We start from the raw sequence: 25,903 nt of genomic DNA, 5'->3' as shown, positions 1-25,903 counted from the left end.
GCGGCACTCACACGTGCAGCAGCAAATGCCTGCGTTCCCACGAACTGATCACGCGGAAAAACGCTTCGTATTCGGTCTCTTTCAACGCGAGATACGCGCGGACGAACGGCTCGCCGAGTACTTCGGCAATCGGCTCGCATGCACTCATCAACGTCAGGCCTTCTTCGAGATTGCGCGGTAATTGGTAGGGCAATGCGTAGCCGTCGCTCGCCAGCGGTTCGGTTGCGGCGAGCCGCTGCGTGATGCCCAGATAACCCGCGGCCAAGGTCGCGGCAATCGCCAGATACGGATTGCAATCGACACCCGGAATCCGGTTCTCGATGCGGCGCGCGACCGGCGTCGAATGCGGAATCCGGAAACCGACCGTGCGATTGTCGTAACCCCACGCGACGTTGATCGGTGCGGCCATGAAACGCGACAGACGCCGGTACGAATTGATGTACGGCGCGAAGATCGGCATCAGCGCCGGCGTGTATTTCTGCAAGCCGGCGATATAGCCGGTGAAAAGCGACGTCGGTTCGCCGTCGGCGGCGGTGAACAGGTTGCGGCCGGTTTCCATATCGACGAGGCTCTGATGCATGTGCATCGCCGAGCCCGGTTCGCCTTCCATCGGCTTGGCCATGAAGGTCGCGTACATCTTGTGGCGCAACGCCGCTTCGCGCACGGTGCGCTTGAATAGAAACACGCTGTCCGCGAGTTTGAGCGGATCGCCATGCATGAAGTTGATTTCCATCTGCGCGGCGCCCACTTCGTGTATCAGCGTATCGACTTCTAGTTCCTGCACGTCGCAGTACTCGTAGATGTCTTCGAACAACGGATCGAACTCGTTGACCGCTTCGATCGAATACGCCTGGCGTCCGGTTTCCGCGCGACCCGTACGTCCGACCGGCGGTTGCAGCGGCAGGTCGGGGTCGCGGTTCATATCGACCAGATAGAACTCGAGTTCCGGCGCGATCACGGGTTTCCAGCCACGCGCGTTGTACAGATCGAGCACGCGGCGCAACACGCAGCGCGGCGAGATTTCGACCGGCGTGCCGTCGAAATGAACGCAATCATGAATCACCTGCGCGGTCGGATCGACTGCCCACGGAATCATCCGGATCGTGCTCGCGTCGGGTACGCACACCATGTCGGGATCGGTGACGCCGGTCAGCGAATCGCTTTGCGGATAGTCGCCGGTCACTGTCTGAATCATCACCGCCTGCGGTAGACGCATCGATTCGCCCGATTCGAACTTGCTGCGCGGAATGATCTTGCCGCGCGCGATGCCGGCCATATCCGGAATGATTGCTTCGATTTCGGTGACGTGATGCTTTTTCAGAAAATCGTCGATGTCATGCATGATTGTTCTCTCTGTTTTGATCCGCGACCGGAGACATGCGTGCAGGGTTTCGTGTGTTCATGCGCTGGCGACACGCGTCGCCGAAGGCGCGGAATATCGCGGCCGATAACGCATCGTCTGCATGTCTCCATTCCGGATGCCATTGCACACCGAGCGCGAATGTGCGGGCGTGGCTGACGCTGATGGCTTCGATCAGGCCGTCCGCGGCGAGGGCTTCGACGTCGAGGCCTACGCCGAGTCGTGCAATGCCCTGAGCGTGCAATGAATTCACCCGCGCTACGTGGGCGCCGCCCGCGAGGCGCTGTAGCACGCCGCCGCGCGTCAGCACGATCGAATGCGATATGGCGTATTGCAAGTCGAGCGAGTCGTCCTTGTTCTCGCGATGATCGTTCAGTCCACTGACCGAATGAACGCTTTGATGCAAGGTGCCGCCGAATGCCACGTTCATTTCCTGCAGGCCGCGGCAGATGGCGAGAACCGGTACGCCCGCCGCCACTGCCGCGCGGATCAGCGGCAACGTGGTTGCATCGCGCGCGGGGTCGTGCAATGTGTCGGGCTCGCTCGAAGCGCCGCCGTAACGGCACGGCTCGACGTTCGAATAGCTGCCGGTGAACAGCAAACCGTCGACGGCGGCGAGCACATCGTCGCTGCACTGACGTTCGCCGAAAGCCGGCACCAGCATCGCGAGCGCGCGCGAGCCCTCGACGATCGCGGCGATGTACTTTTCACCGGCCAGGTGCGATGGATGAGCGCCGAGCATCGTTCTATCGGCGGTGATTCCTACTATCGGTTGGTTTCGCATAACGAATAGGCGTGTCGATCCCACGCCGCACACGAGGTGAACGGCGTTAAATAGGGCGCGACGATATGAGAAACCGCGAAGGCGAGTCGACGCCAAAGCGAATCCGCGCAATAACGCGCAGCGCTAGTCAGATTAAAAGCGGTTCGATTGAATCCGTCGCGATGCGCGGCAATCAGTCAGCACCGCGCGGACGCAAGCAGACAGCTCGCGAAAACGCGTGCAAACGGATGAATCGAGCCGCGAAAAGAGACTAAAGAAGAGAGGCGCTACGGCAGCAGCGAAGCGACTTCGTCTGTGCGCACTGCGATGAACGCGCGTGCGGAGAGGACGTTGCGGCGTCGAACGGAACGACGCGACAGGACTGTGATGACGGACAGAAAGCGGCGAAACGCAAGGCTGCCGTTGCTGCCGTCGGCGCTGGCGCCGTCAGTGCAAGTACAACGCGCCTGACTGCGATTCCAATTCACCAAAGGGCCTCGGACTCTCACGATGACACTCGACTGGCGTAGTTGAGGGTATTGAACGGCCTGTTTCGAATCCACAGCGGATTTTGAATGAAGAAACAGGACACGGGTCGATCGAGAAGAAACGGTACTAAACGGTAATAGCTTAATTCGCAGCGCCGCGCACGCGATCTCCCAATAGCTAGGATATACGAGCTAAAAATGCCGTCAATTTATTTTTGTTTTTTGGCAAAACGGCATCGAGCGTGATGCCGTCTGCTTTGTCGACTGTTGGTTCACTCCGCGAGACGCGCGCGCACCGTGTATTCGCCTTCGTTGCCCTTGTCTTCGAGCATGTGCGCCATCGCCGTATTGAAATCGGGTGGCAGTGGCTCGACCGGATAGCCGCGCTTTTCCCACGCATCGAGTCCGCCCTTCAGCGCGCGCACATGGTGAATGTTCTTGCGATGCAATTGCCTGACGATGCGCTTCGCGGTCGCTTCGTTGGGACACACGCAATAGACGACGATCGGCCGCTTCAGATACTCCGGATGAATCGGATCGGGCGACTCGAGATCGAGCGGCCGTGCGCCGGCAATGCGATGCGATTCCTTTGCGCGCACGGTGTGCGGGCGCGCGTCGAGAATCAGCGGGGGTTCGTTCGACTTCATCATCGCGTCGAGCTGATCGGGCGAAATGCGTGCATGCGCGAGCCAGCGGCGAAACTGCAAACGGCGCAGCCAGCGATACAGCAGAGCCGCCGCGAAGATCACCGCGAACGTATCGAAGATCGTGCCGCCGTTGTGCCGCACGAACAGCATCAATTGGACGATCTCATCGTGCAAGGCGGCGCCGCCGATGATCCAGACGCTCGCCCACAGCGTCGCACCGACCATGTCCCACAACAAGAACACGCCGACGCCGATCGCGGTCGTGCCGAGCAGCGGCGCGGAAATCAGGCCGAGACCGGGCAGGAACTTCGCAACCGTCAGAATCGGCGCGCCATGGCGCTCATAGGTATTGCGCGCGACGCGCACCGTGGTGTCCAGCGACAGCGAGAAGCGCACGAGGTAATTGAGCAGACGGCGCCCATACGCGCGTCCGGTAAAAAACCATAGCGAGTCGGCGATCAGCGTCGCACTGACCGCCGCGCAGATCATGTTCAGGTACGAGGCTTCGCCCACCGCGGCCATCGTTCCAGCGAGAATCAGCATCGGCGCGGCCGGAATCGGCATGCCGAGCTGCGTGACGAGCACGCTCATGAAGACGGCCCACACGCCCGCAGACGGTGGAATAGCGACCGGGAAATGCCACACAACCGCGCTCCTGATAAGGCAAAGAAAGGGAAAAAGAAATCGTCCGGGCCGAGGCCCATACAAGCCTCTAGCGACGCGAAAGACGGATTTAAGCACAGGTGGCGAGTCGGCGTTATGAAAGTGCGCCGACGAAGTGGCGCGCGAGCGACGAATGGGCGCGGGGAAGGGCGAGACCCACCGCGCCATGCAGGCTGCATGCGCCGCGCGGCAAGTGGATCAACACGGACAGAGCAGCGGGATTCGCGTCGCTTCAGGCAAGGTGGTACGGAAAGAGGCCTGTCACCTTACGCATCTACAGACGGATCATAGGGCACCACGCGCTCATGCTCGTTCGCCTGATTGCGCGCGACGATCGCGCGCGCCGCGGCGTTCGCGTCGAGATTGAACGGCTGGTGCGGCACGCCCGGCGGAATGAACAAAAAGTCGCCCGGCTCGGTGATGACCGACTCGCGCAAGCCCGGGCCATAGCGCGTCTCGATTCTGCCTTCGAGCATATAGATCGCGGTTTCGTAGTCGGCGTGATAGTGCGGCTCCGCATGGCCGCCAGGCGGGACCACGACCATATACATCGACAGGCCGGTGGTGCCCGCGGTGCGCGCCGAAATGCCGACGAAATAAGGCAGCCGCTGCATCGTCGCCATTTCCCGTTCCGGGCGCACCTTGATCACAGTGGCCCGCGCGTCGTGCGTCACGTTTGACATGGTTGCTCCTTTCGTCGCCGCCGTGCGGGGCGGCTTCACGCATGCCGAACTGAAAGTCTAGACGATGCGGGCGGCGATATCGGACGTGATCGAGCCGACCGGGTGAAGCGCGGGCGACCGCGAAAACGCGTTGCTACAATGGTCGGCATATCCCAGACAAAGATCACGGAGACAGCGCATGGCCACGCTTCAGCCCATCAGCCGTTACCCGGTCCCCGAGCCGAGCGAGTGGCCCGAGGATATCAGCGCCCGCATTCTCGAAGTGCAGCAGAAGGCGGGTTTTGTGCCGAACGTGTTTCTGACGCTCGCGCATCGGCCCGACGAATTTCGCGCGTTCTTCGCTTATCACGATGCGTTGATGCTGAAAGAGGGCGGTCTCACGAAAGGCGAGCGCGAGATGATCGTGGTCGCGACGAGCGCGGTCAACGATTGTCTTTACTGCGTGGTCGCGCACGGCGCGCTTCTGCGCATCTACGAAAAAGCGCCGCTGCTCGCCGACCAGGTCGCGGTCAATCATCGCAAGGCCGACCTCACCGAGCGCCAGAAGGCGATGCTCGATTTCGCTCTGAAGGTGTGCCGCGCGTCGGGCACGGTCGACGAAGAAGACTTCCAGACGCTGCGCGGCCACGGCTTCACCGATGAAGACATCTGGGACATCGCGGCAATCACCGCGTTTTTCGGTCTATCGAACCGGATGGCGAACGTGATCTCGATGCGTCCGAACGACGAGTTCTATCTGATGGGGCGTGTGCCGAAAGCCGCGGCGGATGCGCCGAAGAAGTAAGCTGCATCAAGCCTGAGCGGGACGCGGTGAACGCCGCGCCGGCGTCGTCACCGCCGTGTCGTCGATCGGGAAATGCAGCAGTGCCGCGATCAATCCCGCCGCGACCGTCGCGACCCATATCAGCGAGTACGAGCCCGTCAGATCGAACACGAGGCCTCCGAGCCACGCGCCGAGAAACGAGCCGATCTGATGGCTCAGAAAGCATACGCCGAACAGGCTGCCCAGGTGTCGCGTGCCGAACACCTTGGCGACGAGCCCGCTCGTCAGCGGTACGGTACCGAGCCACGTCAGGCCCATCACGGCCGCGAAAATCACCACGGACACCGCGCTTTTCGGCAGCGCGAAGAATGCGGCGATCGTCGCGCTGCGAATCAGATAAAGCCAGCCGAGCACATGATGCTGGCGGAACCGGCCGCCGAGCCAACCGCAAGCCCAGCTGCCCGCCATGTTGAATAGACCGATCAGCGCCAGCGCGGTGGCGCCCAGCCCGATCGGCATATGACACAGCGTCAGATACGCGGGCAGATGAGTCGCGATGAACGCGAGCTGGAAGCCGCAGGTGAAGAAGCCGAGCGTCAGCAGGCGGTAGCCGCGATGGCGCGTCGCTTGTGACAGAACCTCGCGCAGCGAAGTCTCGGGTGCGTCGTCGATCCGGACCTGTCCTGTCGCATGGATCTGCGCGCGACGGTCGAGCACGATGCCGAGCGGCGCGATCAGCAGCATCACGAACGCGAGCACGAATAGCGAGGTCGCGATGCCCGCGTGCAGCCGGATGCCTTGCACGAGCGGCACCATCAGCACCTGTCCGGCGGAGCCGCCGGCGCTGACGAGGCCCATCGCGACGCTGCGCTTCTCCGGCGACGCCATGCGGCCGACCGCCGGCAACACCACGCCGAAGGTCGTGCAACTGACGCCGATGCCGACCAGCAGCCCCATGCCGATCACCAGCAGCGCGCCGCTCGGCGCGACCGCGGACAGCGCGAGGCCGGCCGCGAACGTCGAAGCGCCGAACGCGACCACCGGCGCCGAGCCATAGCGATCCGCGGCCGCGCCCGCGAACGGCTGCGCGAAGCCCCACACCAGGTTGTGCAGCGCGATCGCGAAGGCGATCAGCGTGACCGGCAGACCGCGGTCGAACGAGAACGGGCCGATGAACAGGCCGAAGGTCTGGCGAATGCCCATCGCGGCGCTCAGGATCAGCGCAGCGGCGACGATCACGACCGTCGTGGTGACGGTCGTCGCCGGAGCGAGGGCCGGCGTGGGTTGCTTGCTGTGGGTGGTCGACATGGCGGCTTCTCCTTGGCCACCATCGTCGCAGCCCGCCGCATGGCCGGCAAAGGAAAAGATTTCGACGACAGGTGAGCGTGGCTCACCTGTGCGCTGCCAGGTCGCCGTCCGCGGCCGCGTCGGCATGCGCGTCGAAGGCGGCCGCCTCGTCGACGAGCCAGCGCCGGAAATCGGCGAGCTCGGGCCGCCGGATCGCGCTGTCCGCGTTCTCCGTGCTGACCAGCCAGTAGGCGGTGGTGGATGCGATGGTGGGCGCGCAAGCCTCGACCAGCGCGCCGCTCGCCAGGTCGCCGTCGACCAGCGGCTTGCGGCCGAGCGCGACGCCGAGGCCCATGCTGGCTGCTTCGAAGGCGAGCTGGATCGTGTCGACGTGCAAGCCGCCCGTCGTGTCGATGCCGTCGGTGCCGGTTGCATCGAGCCACATCTGCCAGTCTTCACTCGCGGCGTTCACGTGAATCAGCGTCGCGCGTCGCAGGCTCGGGACGCCGCGCTCGTCGCGCAGTGTCGCCAGGTAAGCGGGGCTGCACACGGGCACGAAACGCTCGCCGAACAGTCGCGTCCATGCGGTGCCGGCGACCGGCGCGCGGCTCATGCGGATCGCGAAATCGAAGCCGTCGACCGGAAAACCGACCTGGCGACGCGATGTATCCACGCTCACGTTGATATTCGGCCAGCGCGCGCGAAAACTTCCGAGGCGCGGCAGCAGCCAGCGCGACGCGAAGGTCGGCGCGCAGCTGAGCGTGACCGACCGATCCGCGCGTTGATTGGGCAGACGCTGCGTGCCGATTGCGATCAGCGAAAACGCCTCGGAGACGTACGACAGATAATCCGCGCCAACCGCGGTCAACGAGATGCCGCGCGGCTCGCGCACGAACAGCTCGACGCCGAGCGCTTCCTCGAGGCCGACGATGCCATGACTGATTGCGCTCGGCGTGACGTTCAACTCGGCGGCGGCGAGCTTGAAACTTTGATGCCTGCCGGCCGCTTCGAAAAAACGGAGCGCGGGCAGGGGTGGCAGACGAAGCGGCATGTGCGTTCCCCAAGGCGGCCGCGTCGTGCGTGGCGCGCGTGCCGCGTGGTGTTGGCGAGTGTAGTGGGCGTGCTGTCTGGCGCAAGCATACCTTGCGGTGGCGCTCGCGAGTGCGTTGTCGAACCGTCGGCAAAACGCTGCGAAAAGGCTGCCGCTCAAAAATCATCGCAAGGCATGTCGATTTTCCGCGGTCTCATCCGTCGTCTCTTATAGGAAGGGCGGTAAAGCGCTGGTGGCCGCCCGTCTTCCGTCCGTTTTTCGCACGACTTCTCACAAGGAGATGGCTGATGAACGACGCAAACACTTCGATGCACACACTGAAACCGGCCCGCGAACTGGCCGACCTGCCTCAACGCTTTCCCGGCGAGAGCCCCGAATATCGACGCGCGCGCAACGCATTGCTCGCCGAGGAGATCGAGTTGCGCCGCCAGATCGAGCGCGTCGCCGCGCAGCGCCGCGCGCTGCCGGCGGGCGGTATCGTGCCGGAGGATTACCGTTTCGACGGCGAAGCGGGCCCGGCCACGCTATCGCAGATGTTCGGCGCGCACGACACGCTCGTGACCTACAACTGGATGTTCGGACCGCAGCGCGAGCAGCCGTGCCCGATGTGCACGTCGCTGCTGAGCGCGTGGGACGGCGAAATGCCCGATATCCAGCAGCGCGTCGCGTTCGCGGTGATCGGCCGTTCGCCGATCGACAAGCTCGTCGCGTTCAAGCAGGAGCGCGGCTGGCGGCATCTGCGGCTCTATTCGTCGGGCGGCAACACGTTCAATCGCGATTACGCAGCCGAAGATCCCGCCGCCGACGACGTTCCCGCGCTCAACGTATTCACGCGCACGGGCGGTGTCGTGCGGCACTTCTGGGCCGAAGAGATGGGGCCATCGACGTCGGACCCCGGGCAGGACCCGCGCGGCGCGCCCGATTTGATGCCGCTATGGACGATCCTCGACATGACCCCCGGCGGCCGCGGCACCGACTGGTATCCGAAGCTGACGTACTGAGCGGCACTGCCGCGAAGCGATCGAGCGCTAGGAGTGCGTCTCCGCCGCGTGGCTCTGCGCGAGCGCGGTCCATAGAAACGTGCCGACCGCGCTTGCCCGCATCGGCAGGCTGAACAGATAGCCTTGCACCGCGCGCGCGCCGAGCGCCTTGACGACCTGGGCCTGCAACGGCGTTTCGAGTCCTTCCACCACGCATTCGAGCCCGAGGTTGCGGCACAGGTCGATCACGGATTTGATGATCTTCTTCGACGCGCTGTTGGTATCGACGTCGGAGACGAAGCTGCGGTCGATCTTGATCGCGTCGAATGGCAAGCGGTGCACGTAGCTGAGGCTCGAATAGCCGGTGCCGAAATCGTCGAGCGACATCCTGCAGCCGGCCTGCTTGAGCATCGTCATCGCGCTGTGCGCCTGCTCGAAATCGCGCGTCAACGCGGTTTCGGTGATTTCGAACGTCACGCGATGCGGCGACACGCCGCTTGCCGCGACGATGTCGATCAGGCGACGGGCGCGCGCCGACGTCGAGATATCGATCGCGGACAGGTTGAACGACAGATACAGATCGCCCGGCCAGTGTGCGACTTCGGCGAGCGCCTGGCGCAGCAGCACGTCGGTGATGCCGAGAATCAGCTCGGTACGCTCCGCGATCCGAATGAATTCCTCGGGCCTGACCATGCCGAGCCGCGCGTTGTGCCATCGCCCGAGCGCTTCGAGGCCGATCGGCCGGTGGGTGAGCAGATCGTAGATCGGCTGGAACTCCAGGAACAGTTCCGCTTCGAGGTCCGCGTGACGCAACTCCTGCGTGACGAGGCTTAGGCGCCGCATCTGCGTTTCGTGCTCGGTCGAGAAAATCACCGGCATGCCGCGGCGGTTTTCCTTGCCGACATAGAGCGCGGCGTCGGCGCGTTCGAACACCTGCGCGACCGTCGAGCCCGCTTCGGGAAATGCGGCCCAGCCGATCGTGCCGGACAGCTCCGCGACATTGTCGGCGACCTGATAAGGCTGACTGAGCGCGTCGCAGATCCGCTGTCCCAACTCGACCAGCGCTTCGTTCGACATCTTGTGGCGCACGAGCACGCCGAATTCATCGCCGCCCAGGCGCGCGAACATCAGGCCCGTTTCGCTGATCGACACGAGTCGCGTGCCGACTTCCTGCAGCACGAGGTCGCCGCTCGCGTGACCATATATGTCGTTGACCTGCTTGAAGCCGTCCAGATCGATGAGCCCGACGTTGAAGCCGCCGCCCGTTTCGAGCGCCTGCTCCAGGATCGCGCTCAGCGCCGCGAAATAGCTGCGCCGGTTCGGCAGGCCGGTCAGACTGTCGATGTTGGCGAGCCGGTAGTTGTCGTCGCTGAGCCGTTGGGTGTTTTGATGGCTTGCCTGTAGTTCGCGTTGCGCTCGCACGGCGTCCGCAAACGTGCGGCAGTAAAGCTGGATGACCACCGCGAGCGCGACGCCGACCAGCGTCATATCGACGGCCATCGCGAAGAACACGGGCGAGCCGCTGGACACGAGGAACCCGGAGAAACTCAGGAGGACGATGCAAAGCAGCAGAAGCGCGGCCTTGCGCAGGTGGATCAGGCAGAACATGCTGCCGACCAGCGTCGTCGCCATGTAGAACGCGACCTGCGCCTGCTGATACGCACCGCCGTACGGGAACAACAGCAGCGACCAGCCGCTGAACGCGACGCCGAATAGGCCGACGATCCACGTCACGCCGCGCAATTCGCGGACCACCTGGGCGTCCGTCATCGGCCGGTTGCGTTTGCGCCACCAGCGCACGCAGCGAAGTACACACAGCGCGGCGAGCGCGCCGGGCATATATATCGACAGCCAGGCCGGCGCGCTGTCCAGATGCGTCGCCGCGACCGCCGCCGTGTTGACGAGCAGGATGAAGTAGAGAAGCGGTACCTGGCGGCTGAACGCGTGCAACCGTGCACGCGTCAGCGCACGGTCACCATCGGCGACCGACAGTACCTTCTTCAATCTTGCGAGCCAAACCATCACCGTCCTTTTAACGTTTGCGCGCTAAACGCAGCTGTTTATATCGGCGCAAAGCTGGTTAACTTGAGCGTTTTGAGGGGTAAAGGCGCATCGCAGCGGAGGGGCTGTGACCCGACTGCATGCTTACGAATCGTCGCGCGGTAAGTACTACCTGGCGGCGCCGGAGGCAGACGTTTGTGCTGGATGCCGGTGGCGAGCCTCTCGATGAAAGCTCGCTATGGCAAATGCTCAAGGTTGGGGCACGACAGCACCCGCTGCGGCTGCATGGGAGTGCCGGGCTGGCCGGCTGGTGCGGGCGTGCCCCGTGGCGCTGACGAGACGAGCCGGACCTCGTCGGCTCCCGCATTCGCGAGCACGTATTTTTCCGGGCTGTCGTCCGGCTGCCAGTACGCGCGCAACACGTCGCCGTCGCTGAACACGAGCAGCTTGCCGTGCACCGTTTTTGCGCCGCCGACGAAGTCGACCGGTTCGCCATCGCGGAGCGAAAAGCCCTGCGCGGCACTGGAATTGGTTGCGCCGACGAGGGTCGCGCACGCGTTGTCGCCGGCCGCGGCAGCCGCCGATGACATCACGGTAAGCAGCGCGCATGTTGCAAAGTGGCGAATTCTCACTTTTTTATGTCTTGCCGAAAGTTTTCTTGTGACGTGTATTGCAAATAGCGCGCCCGCGCTTCGCGAAAAGGGCTATCGTCATCGGGGAGGCCGCGCGGGCTCGCGTAACGCGACCTAAAGTACTGAAATTGCAACGGATTGTGATGCGCGGCGAACGCTAATAACTCGACGCGCGCGCATAAGCCCGCGATTCTTATGGCAGTTTGCGACGGAAAATCGTCAAACCGGCGCTCCGGCCTTGATACAAGCCTTACACCAAGGGTTTGCGCGAAGGTGCGCCTATGCGTTAGTGTGTCGGTCCCGGCGCCTTAGAGTGGCGCCGGTTCCATGATTACCATACGGGAAGTGCTATGAACAAACAGGAACTGATTGATGCAGTCGCCGCAGCGACGGGCGAAAGCAAAGCGGCAACCGGCCAGACCATCGACGCGATCGTCGAGGCAGTGACCAAGGCCGTGGTGAGCGGCGATACGGTGCAACTGGTCGGTTTCGGTTCGTTCTCGACCGGCGCGCGCGCGGCACGCGTGGGCCGCAATCCGTCGACGGGCGAAGAAATCCAGATCGCCGCGGCCAAGACGGTGAAGTTCACCGCGGGCAAGGCGTTCAAGGAAGCCGTCAACGCGTCGTAAGCAACGCGCATCACGCCGGAGCATTCGCGGTGCGCTTTGCAGCTTCCTGTGAGGCGCACGCGTGAATGATGCGATAGGCGTGAGGATCACGCGCTGCCCAACCCGCCTGGCGGTTTGCCCGGCAACTGGCGCGGCGCGTGTGCCTGGCATCTTGGGGCCTGGCGTTCTCGTCCTCGATCGGGCTTGATCGGGTCGCGAGTGGAGTCGTCGCCGAACCGCGGTCGCGCGGTCCGTGCGTTGTGCTGTCAGCCGGCGCGACGCTTGCGGGTTGCCTCGGCGAGCGTGGTGAGCACCGGTTCGGTCTGCGCCCAGCTCACGCAGGCATCCGTGATCGACACGCCGTAACGCAACGGCACACCGGCCTTCAGATCCTGACGGCCTTCTTCCAGATGACTTTCGAGCATCACACCGATGATGCGGCCTTCGCGCGCCGACAGTTGCCGCGCGATATCGTCCGCGACCTCGATCTGCCGCAGGTGCGACTTGTTCGAGTTCGCATGCGAGCAGTCGATCATCACCTGTTCGCGCAGACCCGCTGAACGCAGCGCTTCACAGGTTGCCTGCACCGACGCGCTGTCGTAGTTCGGTCCTTTCTTGCCGCCGCGCAGGATCACGTGCGCGTCGTCGTTGCCGCGCGTTTCGAAGATCGCGGCCATGCCCATTTTCGTCATGCCCATGAACGCGTGGCTCGCACGCGCCGCGACGATCGCGTCAGCGGCGATCTGCACGCCGCCGTCGGTGCCGTTCTTGAAACCGATCGGGCAGCTCAGTCCCGACGCGAGCTGACGATGACTCTGACTCTCGGTCGTGCGAGCGCCGATCGCACCCCACGCGATCAGATCGGCGATGTATTGCGGGCTCAGCAGATCGAGGAATTCGGTTGCGGTGGCAAGCCCCAGACCGTTGATGTCGAGCAGCAACTGCCGCGCGCGACGCAGCCCTTCGTTGATGCGAAAGCTGCCATCCAGACGCGGATCGTTGATATAGCCTTTCCAGCCCACCGTCGTGCGCGGCTTCTCGAAGTACACGCGCATCACGATCAGCAGATCGTCGCGGTAGTGATCGGCGGCGGCCTTCAGCTTGCGCGCGTATTCGATTGCCTGGTCGTGGTCATGTATCGAACAGGGGCCGACGATCAGCACGAGCCGGTCATCGCGGCCGTGCAGAATGTCGGCGATTTCGACGCGGGTCTTCTCGACCAGCGTCTGCACCGCGGGCGGCACCGGCAGTTCGTCCTGCAGCAGCGCCGGCGAAATCAGCGGCCGGACCGCGCCGATGCGCACGTCGTCGATGCGCGTGGTGTCCTGGGTGGCGTCGGCCGAGCCGACTTCCTGATCGTGCAGGGGATTGTCGAGGGCGCTCAAGATGTTCTCCGCAATCGGTTGATGAGGCGGTCTTGCCGCCTGACTATGCGAGCGCCGCCGCGACGAAGGCGCGCGGGCGCTGCGTGGATTTGACGTGGACCGTGCGGGTCTGCTGGCTGCGTGCCTCGGGCGAGGTTCGACGCAAGGTCATGCGTCGGAATTGACGCGACGCCGACGCGACCGCGCACGGATGCGCTGGCGCGATTATGACACTCGCGCCGGTTTGGCGGCTGGCGGATTCAGAGCTTCTTGATCAACGCCATCGCGGCGGCCGGGTTGCGCTCCTTGAAGCCGCTGATCACATACAGATAGACGTCACGCGGGACGGCTTTCGCGGGAGGCTCGGCGCAGGTTTGCAGATCGTCGGGCGTGGTACCCGCGGCGAGCTGGCGCGCGCGTTCGGCCCATGCGTCGAGTTCTTTCGTCGAATAGCCTTTGGCTTGCTTGTCGCTCGTGCCCATGATGCGCGCGTAGACGAACGGCGCGGTGATGTCGGCGATCTGCGGATACTCGCTGTCGGCCGCGAGCACGACCGCGACCTTGTACTTGCGCGCGAGCGCGATGAACTCCGGCGTCCTGAACGAATCATGACGAACCTCGACCGCATGCCGCAGCTTCTGTCCTTCGATGCTCGCCGGCAGCAGCTTCAGAAAGGACTCGAAATCGTCGGCGTCGAATTTCTTGGTCGGCGCGAACTGCCAGTTGACCGGTCCGAGCTTCTGTTTGAGCAACAGCACGCCGCTTGCGAAGAAGCGCTCGATCGTGTCGCCGGCATCGGCCAACACCTTGCGGTTGGTCGCGTAACGCGGCGCCTTCAGGGAGAAGACGAAATCGTCGGGGGTTTCCTGAAACCACTTTTCGTAGCTGGCCGGTTTCTGCGAACCATAGAACGTGCCGTTGATTTCGATCGACGTCAGATGCCGGCTCGCATATTCGAGTTCGCGGCTCTGCGTGAGGTCTTCCGGATAAAACGGCCCGCGCCATGGCGCGTAGGTCCAGCCGCCGATGCCGATGCGAATGCGTGCGGCGGACGCGGACTTCGACGGCGCTTCGGTTGATTTTTTCGTTGGCGCTTTCTGTGCGGCTTGCGGCTTGTCACCGCGTTCTTCGTCAGGCTTGTCGCTTCGCTTGCTGCTTTCCTTCGCGCTTTTCGCTGCGGGCACTTGGGCTCTCCTTCGGGCTGCGGCGGGAAAGCTCGTAGATTAGCCGCTTTTCTCGCGGCGCGCGGCGCTGGCTTCGTCGAAACGACGGCTCGCTGCGGCCACTTCCACGCGAAAACGCTGCAACGCGCCAAGCGCGAGGTCAGGGGGCGTCAGCGCGGCCCACAGCACGTCGATCAATTGATCGGCGGTGGCCTCGATATCGATTTGCCGGTTCGCGAGCGTCGCGTCCCACAGCACGTGTTCCATCGGGCCGAACACCATCGAGCGCAACAGTCGCAGCGGCATGTCGACGCGAATCTCGCCGCTTTGCTGGCCTTGCGCGAGCACGCGCATCAACGGCGCGGTGTAGCGGCGTTGCAGTTCGGTCAGCGCTTCGCTCAGTTCGTGATGCCGCGCGCGACCTTCGGACAGCACGAGTGCGCATAGGTCGGTGCCGTTCACGAGCATCAGCCGCAGATGCATGCGCACGATGAACGCGAACTGCTGGCGCACGTCGCCGTCGCGTGGCAGGCCCGCTTCGATCGCGTCGATGATCTCGTCGTACCAATCGCCGATAACCCGGGCGCACAACTCGCGCTTGCCGCGAAAGTAGCTGAACACCGTCGCCTCGGAAATGCCGAGGCGCTGAGCGATTTCCGCGGTCGTTGCGCGTTCGTAGCCCTTTTCGGAAAACACGTCGCGCCCCGCCTGAAGGATCTCCTTCACGCGCTGCTGCGACTTGCGCCCGGCCGGCTGGCGACGCGAGACAGGTAATCCGGCCTTCTCGACAACCGTCATATGAGTCAGATTCAGATTTTCGATGCAGATTGAGGGGCAAACCGGCGTTAGAAGGCCGCGCATATGCCCGATAAGCGCGATCCTAGCACTGAATAGGCGTGCTGACGCGGTTTTCTAAATTTTCTGAGTAAAGCTCAAAAATACCTATTGACGCTTACGTCAATCTGGCGTGAAATGCGCCATGACATGTTTTCGCGTGCCGCTTCGCGTTCCGTCAGCGGCCGCCCACGAACTCAGGAGACACCGCAATGCCCAATCTGCCCGGTTTGCAGTTCCCGCTCGGCGAAGAGATCGAAATGCTGCGCGACAGCATTGCGTCGTTCGCCGCCAAAGAAATCGCGCCGCGCGCGGGAGAAATCGATCGCACCGATCAGTTTCCGATGGACCTGTGGCGCAAGTTCGGCGACCTCGGCGTGCTCGGCATGACGGTTTCCGAAGAGTACGGCGGCGCGGACATGGGCTACACCGCGCACATGGTCGCGATGGAGGAGATTTCGCGGGCGTCGGCATCGGTCGGCCTGTCGTACGGCGCGCATTCGAACTTGTGCGTGAACCAGATTCATCGCAACGGCACCGAAGCGCAGAAGCGCAAGTATCTGCCGAAGCTCGTGTCGGGCGAGCACGTCGGCGCGCTCGCGATGAGCGAGCCTAACGCGGGCTCGGACGTGGTCAGCATGAAGCTGCGCGCCGAGAAGAAGGGTGATCGCTACGTGCTGAACGGCACCAAGATGTGGATCACCAACGGCCCCGACTGCGACACGCTGGTCGTCTATGCGAAGACCGATCCCGAAGCGAATTCACGCGGCATTACCGCGTTCATCGTCGAGAAGGGCATGAAGGGTTTCTCGGTCGCGCAGAAGCTCGACAAGCTCGGCATGCGCGGCTCGCACACCGGCGAGCTGGTGTTCCAGGACGTCGAGGTGCCGGAGGAAAACATCCTTGGGACATTGAACGGCGGCGTCAAAGTGCTGATGAGCGGTCTCGACTACGAACGCGCGGTGCTCGCGGGCGGCCCGACCGGCATTATGGTCGCGGTAATGGACGCGGTGGTGCCGTATATCCACGACCGCAAGCAGTTCGGTCAGTCGATCGGCGAGTTCCAGCTGATCCAGGGCAAAGTCGCCGATCTGTACACGACGCTGCAGGCATGCCGCGCATATCTGTACGCGGTGGGCCGCCAACTCGACACGCTTGGCAACGACCACGTGCGCCAGGTCCGCAAGGACTGCGCGGGCGTGATCCTGTACACGGCGGAGAAGGCCACGTGGATGGCCGGCGAGGCGATCCAGATTCTCGGCGGCAATGGTTATATCAACGAGTATCCGGTCGGGCGTCTGTGGCGCGATGCGAAGCTCTATGAAATCGGCGCGGGCACGAGCGAGATTCGTCGCATGCTGATCGGCCGCGAGCTGTTTGCCGAAACGCTGTGATGCAAGGGCGCGTGAGCCCTAACAACAGACGGCACTCTGGAGAAGCCACGTCATGCCGATCATCGAATCAAAACTGAACCCACGCTCGGACGACTTCCGCGCAAACGCGGCGGCGCTCGAAGCGCTAGTCGCCGATCTGCGCGCGAAGATCGAGCAGCTCGCGCAGGGCGGCGGCCAGGCCGCGCGCGACAAGCACACGAGCCGCGGCAAACTGCTGCCGCGCGACCGGATCTCGTACCTGCTCGATCCGGGCACGCCGTTTCTCGAACTGTCGCAACTCGCCGCGTACGGCATGTACAACGACGATGCGCCGGGCGCCGGCGTGATTACTGGCATCGGCAGGATCGCGGGCCAGGAGTGCATGATCGTCTGCAACGATGCGACCGTGAAGGGCGGCACCTACTATCCGGTCACCGTGAAGAAGCACGTGCGCGCGCAGGAAATCGCCAGCGAAAACCGCTTGCCGTGCGTGTACCTCGTCGACTCGGGCGGCGCGAATCTGCCGAATCAGGACGACGTGTTTCCCGATCGCGATCACTTCGGCCGGATCTTCTACAACCAGGCGAATCTGTCGGCGGCGGGCATTCCGCAAATCGCGGTCGTGATGGGCTCGTGCACCGCGGGCGGCGCGTATGTGCCGGCGATGAGCGACGAGTCGATCATCGTGAAGAACCAGGGGACGATTTTTCTCGGCGGGCCGCCGCTCGTCAAAGCCGCGACCGGCGAAGTGGTCAGCGCCGAAGATCTCGGCGGCGGTGACGTGCATACGCGTCTGTCGGGCGTCGTCGATCATCTCGCGCAGAACGATGCGCATGCGCTTGGAATCGCGCGCAGCATCGTCGGCAATCTGAATCGTGTGAAGCCGGCGCCGCTCGTGTTGCAGGAGCCGAAGCCGCCGCGCTACGACACGCAGAGCATCTACGGCGTGATTCCGGTCGACACGCGCAAGCCGTTCGATATCCGCGAGGTGATCGCGCGCATCGTCGACGATTCCGCGTTCGACGAATTCAAGGCGCGCTACGGCACGACGCTCGTGACGGGCTTCGCGCATATCTGGGGGCATCCGGTCGGCATCGTCGCGAACAACGGCATTCTGTTTTCGGAGTCGGCACTAAAGGGCACGCACTTCATCGAACTGTGCTGCCAGCGCAAGATTCCGCTCGTGTTTCTGCAGAACATCACCGGCTTCATGGTGGGCCGCAAGTACGAGAACGAAGGCATCGCGCGCAACGGCGCGAAGATGGTCACGGCGGTCGCGACCGCAAAGGTGCCGAAGTTCACCGTGATCATCGGCGGCTCGTTCGGCGCGGGCAACTATGGGATGTGCGGCCGCGCGTATTCGCCGCGCTTTCTGTGGATGTGGCCGAACGCGCGCATCTCGGTGATGGGCGGCGAGCAGGCGGCGTCGGTGCTCGCCACCGTCAAGCGCGACGGCATCGAAGCGAAGGGCGGCAGCTGGAGCGCGGAGGAAGAAGAGGCGTTCAAGCAGCCGATCCGCGAGCAATACGAGCACCAGGGCCATCCGTACTACGCGAGCGCGCGGTTGTGGGACGACGGCGTGATCGACCCGGCGCAGACCCGCGACGTGCTCGGCCTCGGCCTGTCGGCGGCGATGAATGCGCCGATCGAAGACACGCGCTTCGGCGTATTCAGAATGTGATGGCGCGCGGCGCCGCGCCGCGACAAAGCCAGCCAAAGGAGTGCAACGCATGCAATACGAAACGCTGAAGCTCGAGGTTGCCGGCCAGCTCGCGACGGTCACGCTCAATCGTCCGGACGTGCGCAACGCGTTCAACGAAACGATGATCGCCGAGCTGACCGCCGCATTCACCGCGCTCGACACGCGCGACGACGTGCGCGCGGTCGTGCTCGCCGCGAACGGCAAGGCGTTCTGCGCGGGCGCCGACCTGAACTGGATGAAAAAAATGTCCGGCTACTCGGACGACGAGAACCGCGCCGACGCGATGCGTCTCGCGGGCATGCTGTCGGCGGTATATCGCTGCAACAAGCCGGTGATCGCGCGCGTGAGTGGCGATGCGTATGCGGGCGGCATGGGCCTGATAGCCGCGTGCGATGTTGTCGTCGCGGTCGACAGCGCGCACTTCTGCCTGTCCGAAGCGCGGCTCGGGCTGATTCCCGCGACGATCGCGCCGTATGTGATTCGCGCGCTCGGCGAGCAGGCGTCGCGGCGCTACTTCGTCACCGCCGAGGCGTTCGACTGCGCGACCGCGTTGCGGCTGGGTCTGGTCAGCGAAGCGGTCTCCAGTGCCGAGCAGCTCGATGCGACGGTCGCGCAACTCGCGCAGACGCTGTGCGCGAACGGCCCGCAAGCGGTGCGCGCCTGCAAGCGGCTCGTGCAGGACATCGCGGGCCGCGAATTGAGCGACGCGCTGATCGAGGACACGGCAGTGCGGATTGCGAAGACGCGGGCCGGCGCCGAAGGCCGCGAAGGCGTCGCGTCGTTCCTCGAAAAACGCACGCCGGGCTGGCGCAACTAACATGCCCCGCTAACAACAACCGCCCCGTACCGCCTATTTCATCGAGACACTCATGTTCAACAAGATCCTGATCGCCAACCGGGGTGAGATTGCGTGCCGCGTCGCGGCGACCTGCAAGCGGCTCGGCATCGCGAGCGTGGCCGTGTATTCGGACGCCGACGCCAACGCGAAACATGTCGCCGCCTGCGACGAAGCAGTGCATATCGGCGGCTCCACGGCGGCGCAAAGCTATCTGCGCATCGAGCGCATCATCGAGGCCGCGCGCGCGACCGGCGCGCAGGCCATACACCCGGGCTACGGCTTTCTTTCCGAAAACGAAGACTTCGCGCATGCGTGCGAGGTAGCGGGCATCGTCTTTATCGGACCGCCGGTCGAGGCGATTGCCGCGATGGGCTCGAAGGCCGCCGCGAAGGCCCTGATGCACGCGGCCGCGGTGCCGCTCGTGCCCGGCTATCACGGCGACGACCAGGAGCCGCAGTTGTTGCAGGGCGAGGCCGACGCGATCGGCTACCCGGTGCTGCTGAAAGCTAGCGCGGGCGGCGGCGGCAAGGGCATGCGCGTGGTCGAGCGCAGCACCGACTTCGCGGCCGCGCTGCTGTCGTGCAAACGCGAGGCGGCGAGCAGTTTCGGCAACGACCGCGTGCTGATCGAGAAGTATCTGACCCGGCCGCGGCACGTCGAAGTCCAGGTATTCGCCGATCGGCACGGCGGCGCCGTGTATCTGTTCGACCGCGACTGTTCGGTGCAGCGGCGGCATCAGAAAGTGCTCGAGGAAGCGCCCGCGCCGGGGCTGTCGGCCGAGGTCAAGCGCGCGATGGGCGAAGCGGCCGTGGCCGCCGCGCGCGCGGTCAATTACGTCGGCGCGGGTACCGTCGAGTTCATCATGACCCCGACCGGCGAGTTCTATTTCATGGAGATGAACACGCGACTGCAGGTCGAGCATCCGGTCACCGAGATGGTGACGGGGCAGGACCTCGTCGAATGGCAGCTGCGCGTTGCCGCGGGCGAGGCGCTGCCGCTCACGCAGCAGCAGTTGAAGCTCGACGGCCACGCGATCGAGGCGCGCATCTACGCCGAGCATCCGGCGCGCGGTTTCCTGCCGTCCACCGGCACGCTCAAGCATCTGCGCTTGCCCGAAGGCGTCGAGTTCGCGATCGACGCGGCCGGACTCGGCGAGCCGGGACGCAAGGCGCCGGTGCGTATCGACAGCGGCGTGCGCGAGGGCGACACGATCACGCCGTTCTACGATCCGATGATCGCGAAGCTGATCGTGCACGGCGCGACGCGCGAGGAGGCGTTGGCGCGCCTCTCCCGCGCGTTGCATGCATGCGAGGTGGTCGGGCCGCATACGAACGTCGAGTTTCTGCGGCGCATCGTCGCGAGCGAACCGTTCGCGAGTGGCGATCTCGACACCGGTTTGATCGAGCGTCATCACGACGCGCTGTTCGCGCCGGCACGGAAGCCGTTCAAGGAAGCGCTCGCGCTCGCGTGCGCCGCGTTGCTGACGCGCGAGGGCGGCACCGCGCACGGCGCGTCGCCGTGGGACGCGCTGTCGCACTGGCGGCTCAATGGCGGTTACACGCAAACGCTCGGCTGGCGCATGATCGACGACGGCGCCAACGATGTCAGCCCCGAGTCGTTCACGGTCGTTTTCGCGCGCAACGGGGACACGCAAGCGCTCGTGCAAACCCTCGAACACGACGGCCTGCGCGAGGACTTCAGCTGGTCGGTCGGCACGGGTGCCCACGAATTCCGCGCGACGATCGGCGATGCGCGCGTGACGGGGCGTGTATTTGTCGACGGCGACAGGTTCCACGTGTTCTGCCACGGCGAGACGCTTGCATTCGAATGGCAGAACCTGCTCGCGCATGCCGCGGATGCCGAGCATGGCGAAGGCCGACTGACCGCGCCGATGCCGGGCAAGGTGATCGCGGTGCTGGTCGAACCGGGCGCGGTGGTCGAGAAGGGCGCGCCGCTGATCGTGATGGAGGCGATGAAGATGGAGCACACGATCGGCGCGCCGGCTGCCGGCACCGTCGCCGAGGTGCTGTATGCGGTCGGGGATCAGGTCACCGACGGTGCGCAACTGCTGGTGCTGGACGTGCAGCAGGCGGATGGATAAGCGCGCCGAGCGCCGGGTGGAAAATGAGCCACGGCGTGAATCAGGCAAGCCGCGCGTAGCCTGCGGCGCGCGCCTCGCTTTCGAGCTCGCCGATGCGCGCGTAGTCGGTCAGCGGCAGCGTCGAAAAACCTCTCAAACGCAGACGTTTCGCGCGCTCGGGGCGGATGCTCAGCGTCTCGTTCAATGCGTCGCGCAGCGCGGCAATCGTGGCCGGCGGCACATTGGCCGCGGCGATCAGCGGCAAGCCCGGCGACGCGGCGGTCATGCCGATCGCTCGCACGCGTCGCGCCAGTTCCGGCAGCACATCGCCAACGAAGGCGAAGGTCACGCAGTCGATCGCGGCGACGTCCGCGCGATTGTCGGCAACCGCGCGCAGTGAACCGAGGTGCGAGCCCGTACGCAGCACGGAGCCGAAGAACATGCCGGCGCGAGCGAGCGGCGCGACCGCGTGACGAAACGCGTTCATGCCGCTGTTCGAATCGTCCTGATTGTAGGCGGCGCGCGCGCCGCGGCACGAGGCGAGTGAGTCGAAGCGCGCGTCGGCGCGCGTGACCAGTACGCTCGAGTAATGCGCGCCGTCGCAGCCCGGCGCGTCGAAGCAGGGCGTGGCGACCAATTGCACCTGCGCGTGAAGCCCGTGCATCAGCGGATAACCGCAGGTCTGCGAGATCAGCAGGTTCGGGCGCCGCCAGAAGCCGTGCAATTCCTCGTCCGGTTCGACGATGCGGCACGCGGGCTTGACCCGGCGCAGCACGTCGTCGAGCCACTCGCGCCATTCGAGGTCGAGCGCGGGTGTCACGTTGTACATCGGCAGTGCGGCGATCCAGCTCATGAAGGCGTTTCTCGCGCGCCTAATGTCTGACCAATTTGAAATCGTCCAGACCGAGCCGCACCGGCTCGCTCGGCGTGTACTGCCAGCGCTGCGCGGCTACCGAGAGGATCTCGTCCTGCGCATCCTCGAACGCGACCAGCAAGTCCTCCTTGCGACGGCTCTCGGCGCCGCAGAACTCGACCAGCGCGTCGGCGCTGACTTCAAAAACCTGCGCGCGATCGTCGCAGCACACCCGGAACGCGACCGTCGCGCATTCCGTCACACAGGGCCGAAACCCTTCATCGACATAGACCGACATGGCGAACTCCTTCCAACGCCTGAATCGACAGGATGACAAACCGCGCCTGCCAGGTATGTGGGAAAACCGGCATTGACGGCCAAATGCCCGGCGCCGCGGCAGGCACGACGGTCCGGAAACTGGCGGAAAGCAAGCCAGAAACTGGCGGCGGACTCGTTCAAGCCCGAGCCAGGGCCCCGGCGTGAACCGTGGCCGGAGGGAAGGCTGCGGCGATTCGCCTCGCCATCGGTCCTGCCTCGTGGTGGGCAGCCGCGGGTCGCAATCACGGCGGGCACTGCTCAGAAGACGCTTAAATGGACGCGCTCCAATCCAACGTTGAAACCGGCGTGCGAACAGCTCGCGCCGGCTCGGACTCTCCTTGGGATTTTCCCACCAACCTCGCGGTGTAGATCCGCGTAGGTATCCACTTTACGATTAGCGCGAGTTTTGTGCAGGAAATGACTCCGGCGGGGCCGGCCGGGTTGCGTGAGCGCCCGAGAAATTGAGCCGGCGGATCAGCGGGCCCAATGTAGTCGCTTGAATCAGCAGGCTGAACACGACGACCAGGTACGTGACGCCGATGAACATTTCGCGTCCGTGAAACTCTGGCAGCGACAGCGCGAGTGCAATCGAGATGCCGCCGCGCAGTCCGCCCCACGTCAGCACGACAGCCGAATGCGGACTGAGCCGCCGGAAGTTCTGCAGCGCGAGCAGCGGAATCGCGACGCTGACGCCGCGCGCGAACAGCACGACCGGAATCGCCGCGAGCCCGAGCCAGACGATCTCGAAGCGCAGCGACAGCGCAATGATTTCGAGCCCGATCAGCCCGAACAGCACGAGATTGAGTAACTCGTCGAGCAGGTCCCAGAAGTTGAACAGATGCTCGCGCGTCTTCTCCGACATCGATGTCGACGCACCGTGATTGCCAATCACGAGCCCCATGATCACGACCGCCAGAGGCGCCGACACGTGCAGCGCTTCAGCGAGACTATAGCCGCCGGTCGCAAGCGCGAGCGTGATCAGGATCTCCACTGGATAGCTGTCGATGCCTCGCAGCAGCAGCGACGCGCCGAAGCCGAGCGCCGCGCCGAGCACGAGCGCGCCGGCGACTTCGCGCAGCAGATCGAATGCAATTGCGCCCGCGGAGAACTCGTTCGCGCCGGTCGCGAGTCCGACTAGCGTGACGAATGCGACGACGGCCGTGCCGTCGTTGAACAGCGATTCTCCGGTGATCTTGGTTTCGAGGCTTTCGGGCGCCGCGGCGCGCTTGAGCACGCTGAGCACCGCGATCGGATCGGTTGGCGAGATCAGCGCGCCGAACGCGAGGCACCACAACAGGCTGACCGGTTGGCCGAGCCATTGCGCCGCGTAGTAAAAGCCGAAGCCGACCACCGCGATGGAAATCAATACGCCGATCGTCGCGAGCATCAGCACCGCACGCCGCTGCGTGCGCATCTTCGACAGATCGACGTGCAGTGCGCCGGCGAACAGCAGCAGGCTCAGCAGGCCGTGAAACACGATGTCGGCGAAGTCGATCTGCACGACGATCTTGCGCGCGGCGATCGCCATCGCCGGATAGTAGAAGCCGAGCGCCGAAATGCCGACGCACACGACGAGCCCGACCGCGGTGATGCCAAGCGTGTCGGGTAACCTGATGAACCGATAGTTGAGTACGCCGAACAGCGCGACGATGGCGAACAGCGCGCCGGCAATCTGGAAGACGCTCATCGTGTGCGCTCCCGCGCTTCGCGGCGGCGCGAATGCGTGATCGCCACGGCACCGACGTAACTCGCGCGACGGGGCATAAAACGGACAGGCAGAGAAAGCCGCGACGATTGCGATATTGAACCAGCGAGGTGTTTCACCAGCAATTCCTTATTCAGGCTCATTCAATCCGATAAACGATCTATGGTCTGCAATGACACGATCGTTGCCGCTAGCGATAGAGCGACGTACCGCTACAGACGCCTTATTCAAACTCGACGGACGATGCGATCAGACGCAAAGTACTCTTTATCGGACCACAAGCGGATGACGGCAAACCGGTTAGAACCAGGCTCGCCAGAACGGTGCCACGATGGGCAGTGGTAGTGTTCGGACCACTGAAGCGCCGGGGGAGTTCCGGTCTTTATTTTGGGATATAGATTTTTATTTTGAGATCTTCCGCACGGCTTGATTCGCCACGATCTATTCAATTGGATCCGAATTTCGTTATCAATTCGCAATCTGATTTTTCCATCCGATGACTTCTCTATTGAACAGGATGGACGCCGGAATTGGCATGTCGAAAACAGGGAAAGCCCTAACCGAAAAGCGCTGAAGATCTGACAATTTTTGACAATCACGAGTCGAGAATGATGCAGCATCGATACATGGCGAAATGCTGTTGTGTAGAAATTGATGAAGACGGAGAAGAGTATGGAGCAAACCTATCGTTATCGTGAATTCGACATCGTGGTCAGCGCGTTGCACGCGACGGATACGTGTTCACATGTGGGCGGTGTCACTGCACGGCGCGCGTACGTGGCGAACGTCATGTTGAAGACAAGGCTGATCGGCGGCGAGTGGTCGACTGCTTTCCGCGTAGGTCCGTTGCCCGGTCGTTCGGCGACCGATTTACGGGAAGTACTGGCGGCTGGATTCGCGGCCGCCACTCGGGTGGTCGACGACGTGGTGAACATGATGGGCGATGGCGTCGCGCGCAAGGCGGCCTGAGGTTGTGGCGAGTTCAGAAATAACCGCGCATATTCTTGCGATGCGTGCGGGTCCTCGACAGGGCGTGCTCGTCTCTTCAGCGTCCTGTTGTTTTAATCCCGCTCCCCCTGTGCGGGATTTTTTTTGCCCAATTGACATAGCGGGCGCTCGATAACCCACTGCGACATCGGCATGACAACAGAAAACACGAGAAAAGCCTCGAACGCGAAGCGCGATCGAGGCTGCCGAAGGGCAGGCTCTTTGCCCCGTCTGGAAAGGTCGATCGGATCCGGTGATCGACCTTCCCGACTATAGCGAGTTGCCAATAAATCAGAATTGTATGGGCATGCGCGTGGCATTGATTACTCGCGTCCCTGTATCCTGCGTCGTATATGTAGCCGCCCTGGCGGCTCGAAATACGTGCCGAAGCGGACGAGCCCGGCCTTCTTCAAATGACACGTCATTTCGAAGCTGACCAGCACGCCGGGATCATCGTCCTCGAGGATGTCGATGTCGATAGCGCGAATCCGGGGCTCGTATTTCAGCAGCGTCGCTTCCATCTGCTGCTTCAGCGCGTGCGCCGACGATGGCAATGCCTTGTAGATGTTCGTCATGTCCGGCAGCCCGTAGTCGGTCAGGTGTTTCAACGCGCCCGCGCGAGTGTTCAGAATGCGCTGCACGTTCTGCTGGACGCTCAGGCATTCGAGCGTGCGATCGTCGTAGGCATCGAGCGGCTCGCCGCCGATCTGGCCGAGCAGCATGTCGTAGAGGGATGGTCCCGCCGGCATCGAGTGGCGCA

Annotated in this window: 24 protein-coding genes; 8 read left to right on the top strand and 16 right to left on the bottom strand. The window is 63.8% G+C overall.

Features of this window, described 5'->3' with window-relative positions; translation table 11 throughout:
• Nucleotides 1-7 precede the first annotated feature (7 nt).
• From GCT19_RS07285 to GCT19_RS07265, 5 genes are all read right to left on the bottom strand, one after another.
• Nucleotides 8-1,342 (bottom strand): glutamine synthetase family protein, encoded by a 1,335-nt coding sequence (locus GCT19_RS07285; RefSeq protein ID WP_152851494.1) that lies wholly within the window; start codon nt 1,340-1,342, stop codon nt 8-10.
• Nucleotides 1,335-2,144 (bottom strand): gamma-glutamyl-gamma-aminobutyrate hydrolase family protein, encoded by an 810-nt coding sequence (locus GCT19_RS07280; RefSeq protein WP_152851493.1) that lies wholly within the window; start codon nt 2,142-2,144, stop codon nt 1,335-1,337. Before GCT19_RS07280 ends, GCT19_RS07285 begins: the two co-directional genes overlap by 8 nt.
• Before the next feature lie 266 nt (nt 2,145-2,410).
• Nucleotides 2,411-2,632 carry a hypothetical protein gene (locus tag GCT19_RS43270; RefSeq protein WP_026228466.1) on the bottom strand — a complete coding sequence of 74 codons (222 nt, stop codon included), beginning with the start codon at nt 2,630-2,632 and terminating at the stop codon, nt 2,411-2,413.
• A gap of 251 nt (nt 2,633-2,883) precedes the next feature.
• Complete coding sequence (locus tag GCT19_RS07270; RefSeq protein ID WP_184250292.1) at nt 2,884-3,903, bottom strand: VTT domain-containing protein; 1,020 nt, start codon at nt 3,901-3,903, stop codon at nt 2,884-2,886.
• Nucleotides 3,904-4,187: 284 nt separating this feature from the next.
• Nucleotides 4,188-4,604, bottom strand: coding sequence for a cupin domain-containing protein (locus tag GCT19_RS07265; RefSeq protein ID WP_018434302.1), 417 nt, complete (start codon nt 4,602-4,604; stop codon nt 4,188-4,190).
• Nucleotides 4,605-4,782: 178 nt separating this feature from the next.
• On the opposite strand from GCT19_RS07265, the gene GCT19_RS07260 reads away from it, so the two are divergent.
• Nucleotides 4,783-5,388 carry a peroxidase-related enzyme gene (locus GCT19_RS07260; protein ID WP_013092097.1) on the top strand — a complete coding sequence of 202 codons (606 nt, stop codon included), beginning with the start codon at nt 4,783-4,785 and terminating at the stop codon, nt 5,386-5,388.
• A gap of 6 nt (nt 5,389-5,394) precedes the next feature.
• Here the strand turns inward: GCT19_RS07260 and GCT19_RS07255 are convergent, their stop codons facing one another.
• Together GCT19_RS07255 and GCT19_RS07250 are read right to left on the bottom strand one after the other, a co-directional pair.
• Nucleotides 5,395-6,675 (bottom strand): MFS transporter, encoded by a 1,281-nt coding sequence (locus tag GCT19_RS07255; protein WP_018434304.1) that lies wholly within the window; start codon nt 6,673-6,675, stop codon nt 5,395-5,397.
• 82 nt (nt 6,676-6,757) lie between these two features.
• Nucleotides 6,758-7,705 (bottom strand): LysR substrate-binding domain-containing protein, encoded by a 948-nt coding sequence (locus GCT19_RS07250; RefSeq protein ID WP_152851492.1) that lies wholly within the window; start codon nt 7,703-7,705, stop codon nt 6,758-6,760.
• Between the two features lie 287 nt (nt 7,706-7,992).
• Here GCT19_RS07250 and GCT19_RS07245 point away from each other — a divergent pair, with 287 nt between their 5' ends.
• Nucleotides 7,993-8,706 carry a DUF899 domain-containing protein gene (locus tag GCT19_RS07245; protein WP_152851491.1) on the top strand — a complete coding sequence of 238 codons (714 nt, stop codon included), beginning with the start codon at nt 7,993-7,995 and terminating at the stop codon, nt 8,704-8,706.
• Between the two features lie 27 nt (nt 8,707-8,733).
• Here GCT19_RS07245 and GCT19_RS07240 read toward each other — a convergent pair whose 3' ends face one another.
• Both GCT19_RS07240 and GCT19_RS07235 read right to left on the bottom strand, forming a co-directional pair.
• A complete protein-coding gene (locus GCT19_RS07240; RefSeq protein WP_018434307.1) occupies nt 8,734-10,707 on the bottom strand; it encodes a putative bifunctional diguanylate cyclase/phosphodiesterase in 1,974 nt (657 codons plus the stop codon).
• A 215-nt stretch (nt 10,708-10,922) separates the two neighbouring features.
• The gene (locus tag GCT19_RS07235) at nt 10,923-11,276 is read right to left on the bottom strand and encodes a hypothetical protein (RefSeq protein WP_152851490.1); all 354 of its coding nucleotides are present in this window, start codon (nt 11,274-11,276) and stop codon (nt 10,923-10,925) included.
• A 392-nt stretch (nt 11,277-11,668) separates the two neighbouring features.
• Here GCT19_RS07235 and GCT19_RS07230 point away from each other — a divergent pair, with 392 nt between their 5' ends.
• Entirely contained in the window at nt 11,669-11,947 is a 279-nt protein-coding gene (locus GCT19_RS07230; protein WP_013092091.1) for an HU family DNA-binding protein, read from the top strand.
• 245 nt (nt 11,948-12,192) lie between these two features.
• Here GCT19_RS07230 and GCT19_RS07225 read toward each other — a convergent pair whose 3' ends face one another.
• From GCT19_RS07225 to GCT19_RS07215, 3 genes are all read right to left on the bottom strand, one after another.
• Nucleotides 12,193-13,311 carry a 3-deoxy-7-phosphoheptulonate synthase gene (locus tag GCT19_RS07225; RefSeq protein WP_152851489.1) on the bottom strand — a complete coding sequence of 373 codons (1,119 nt, stop codon included), beginning with the start codon at nt 13,309-13,311 and terminating at the stop codon, nt 12,193-12,195.
• A 239-nt stretch (nt 13,312-13,550) separates the two neighbouring features.
• Nucleotides 13,551-14,474: a DUF72 domain-containing protein gene (locus GCT19_RS07220; protein ID WP_408582373.1), complete on the bottom strand. Its 924-nt coding sequence runs from the start codon at nt 14,472-14,474 to the stop codon at nt 13,551-13,553.
• Nucleotides 14,475-14,513: 39 nt separating this feature from the next.
• Nucleotides 14,514-15,251, bottom strand: coding sequence for a TetR/AcrR family transcriptional regulator (locus tag GCT19_RS07215; RefSeq protein WP_013092088.1), 738 nt, complete (start codon nt 15,249-15,251; stop codon nt 14,514-14,516).
• Nucleotides 15,252-15,499: 248 nt separating this feature from the next.
• Here GCT19_RS07215 and GCT19_RS07210 point away from each other — a divergent pair, with 248 nt between their 5' ends.
• The 4 genes from GCT19_RS07210 to GCT19_RS07195 are packed head-to-tail and all read left to right on the top strand — an operon-like array spanning nt 15,500 to nt 21,301.
• Complete coding sequence (locus GCT19_RS07210) at nt 15,500-16,681, top strand: isovaleryl-CoA dehydrogenase (protein ID WP_152851488.1); 1,182 nt, start codon at nt 15,500-15,502, stop codon at nt 16,679-16,681.
• A gap of 52 nt (nt 16,682-16,733) precedes the next feature.
• Nucleotides 16,734-18,341: a carboxyl transferase domain-containing protein gene (locus GCT19_RS07205; RefSeq protein ID WP_152851487.1), complete on the top strand. Its 1,608-nt coding sequence runs from the start codon at nt 16,734-16,736 to the stop codon at nt 18,339-18,341.
• Nucleotides 18,342-18,390: 49 nt separating this feature from the next.
• Nucleotides 18,391-19,179, top strand: a complete 789-nt coding sequence (locus tag GCT19_RS07200; protein WP_152851486.1) for an enoyl-CoA hydratase/isomerase family protein — start codon at nt 18,391-18,393, stop codon at nt 19,177-19,179.
• 52 nt (nt 19,180-19,231) lie between these two features.
• Nucleotides 19,232-21,301, top strand: a complete 2,070-nt coding sequence (locus tag GCT19_RS07195) for an acetyl/propionyl/methylcrotonyl-CoA carboxylase subunit alpha (RefSeq protein ID WP_152851485.1) — start codon at nt 19,232-19,234, stop codon at nt 21,299-21,301.
• Nucleotides 21,302-21,341: 40 nt separating this feature from the next.
• Here GCT19_RS07195 and GCT19_RS07190 read toward each other — a convergent pair whose 3' ends face one another.
• The 3 genes from GCT19_RS07190 to GCT19_RS07180 form a co-directional block, all read right to left on the bottom strand.
• Entirely contained in the window at nt 21,342-22,133 is a 792-nt protein-coding gene (locus GCT19_RS07190) for a phosphate/phosphite/phosphonate ABC transporter substrate-binding protein (RefSeq protein ID WP_018434316.1), read from the bottom strand.
• Between the two features lie 19 nt (nt 22,134-22,152).
• Entirely contained in the window at nt 22,153-22,431 is a 279-nt protein-coding gene (locus GCT19_RS07185; protein WP_018434317.1) for a DUF1488 family protein, read from the bottom strand.
• Nucleotides 22,432-22,845: 414 nt separating this feature from the next.
• A complete protein-coding gene (locus GCT19_RS07180) occupies nt 22,846-24,138 on the bottom strand; it encodes a cation:proton antiporter (protein WP_018434318.1) in 1,293 nt (430 codons plus the stop codon).
• A gap of 690 nt (nt 24,139-24,828) precedes the next feature.
• On the opposite strand from GCT19_RS07180, the gene GCT19_RS07175 reads away from it, so the two are divergent.
• A complete protein-coding gene (locus GCT19_RS07175) occupies nt 24,829-25,125 on the top strand; it encodes a hypothetical protein (protein ID WP_152851484.1) in 297 nt (98 codons plus the stop codon).
• A 341-nt stretch (nt 25,126-25,466) separates the two neighbouring features.
• Here GCT19_RS07175 and tssE read toward each other — a convergent pair whose 3' ends face one another.
• On the bottom strand, nt 25,467-25,892 hold the full coding sequence (gene tssE, locus GCT19_RS07170; protein WP_026228468.1) for a type VI secretion system baseplate subunit TssE: 426 nt from the start codon (nt 25,890-25,892) through the stop codon (nt 25,467-25,469).
• Between the last annotated feature and the right edge of the window lie 11 nt (nt 25,893-25,903).

The sequence above is a fragment of the Paraburkholderia atlantica genome (assembly GCF_009362785.1).
In the GTDB taxonomy this organism is placed as follows: Bacteria; Pseudomonadota; Gammaproteobacteria; order Burkholderiales; family Burkholderiaceae; genus Paraburkholderia; species Paraburkholderia atlantica.
This window is presented reverse-complemented; position numbering and strand designations above follow the sequence as displayed.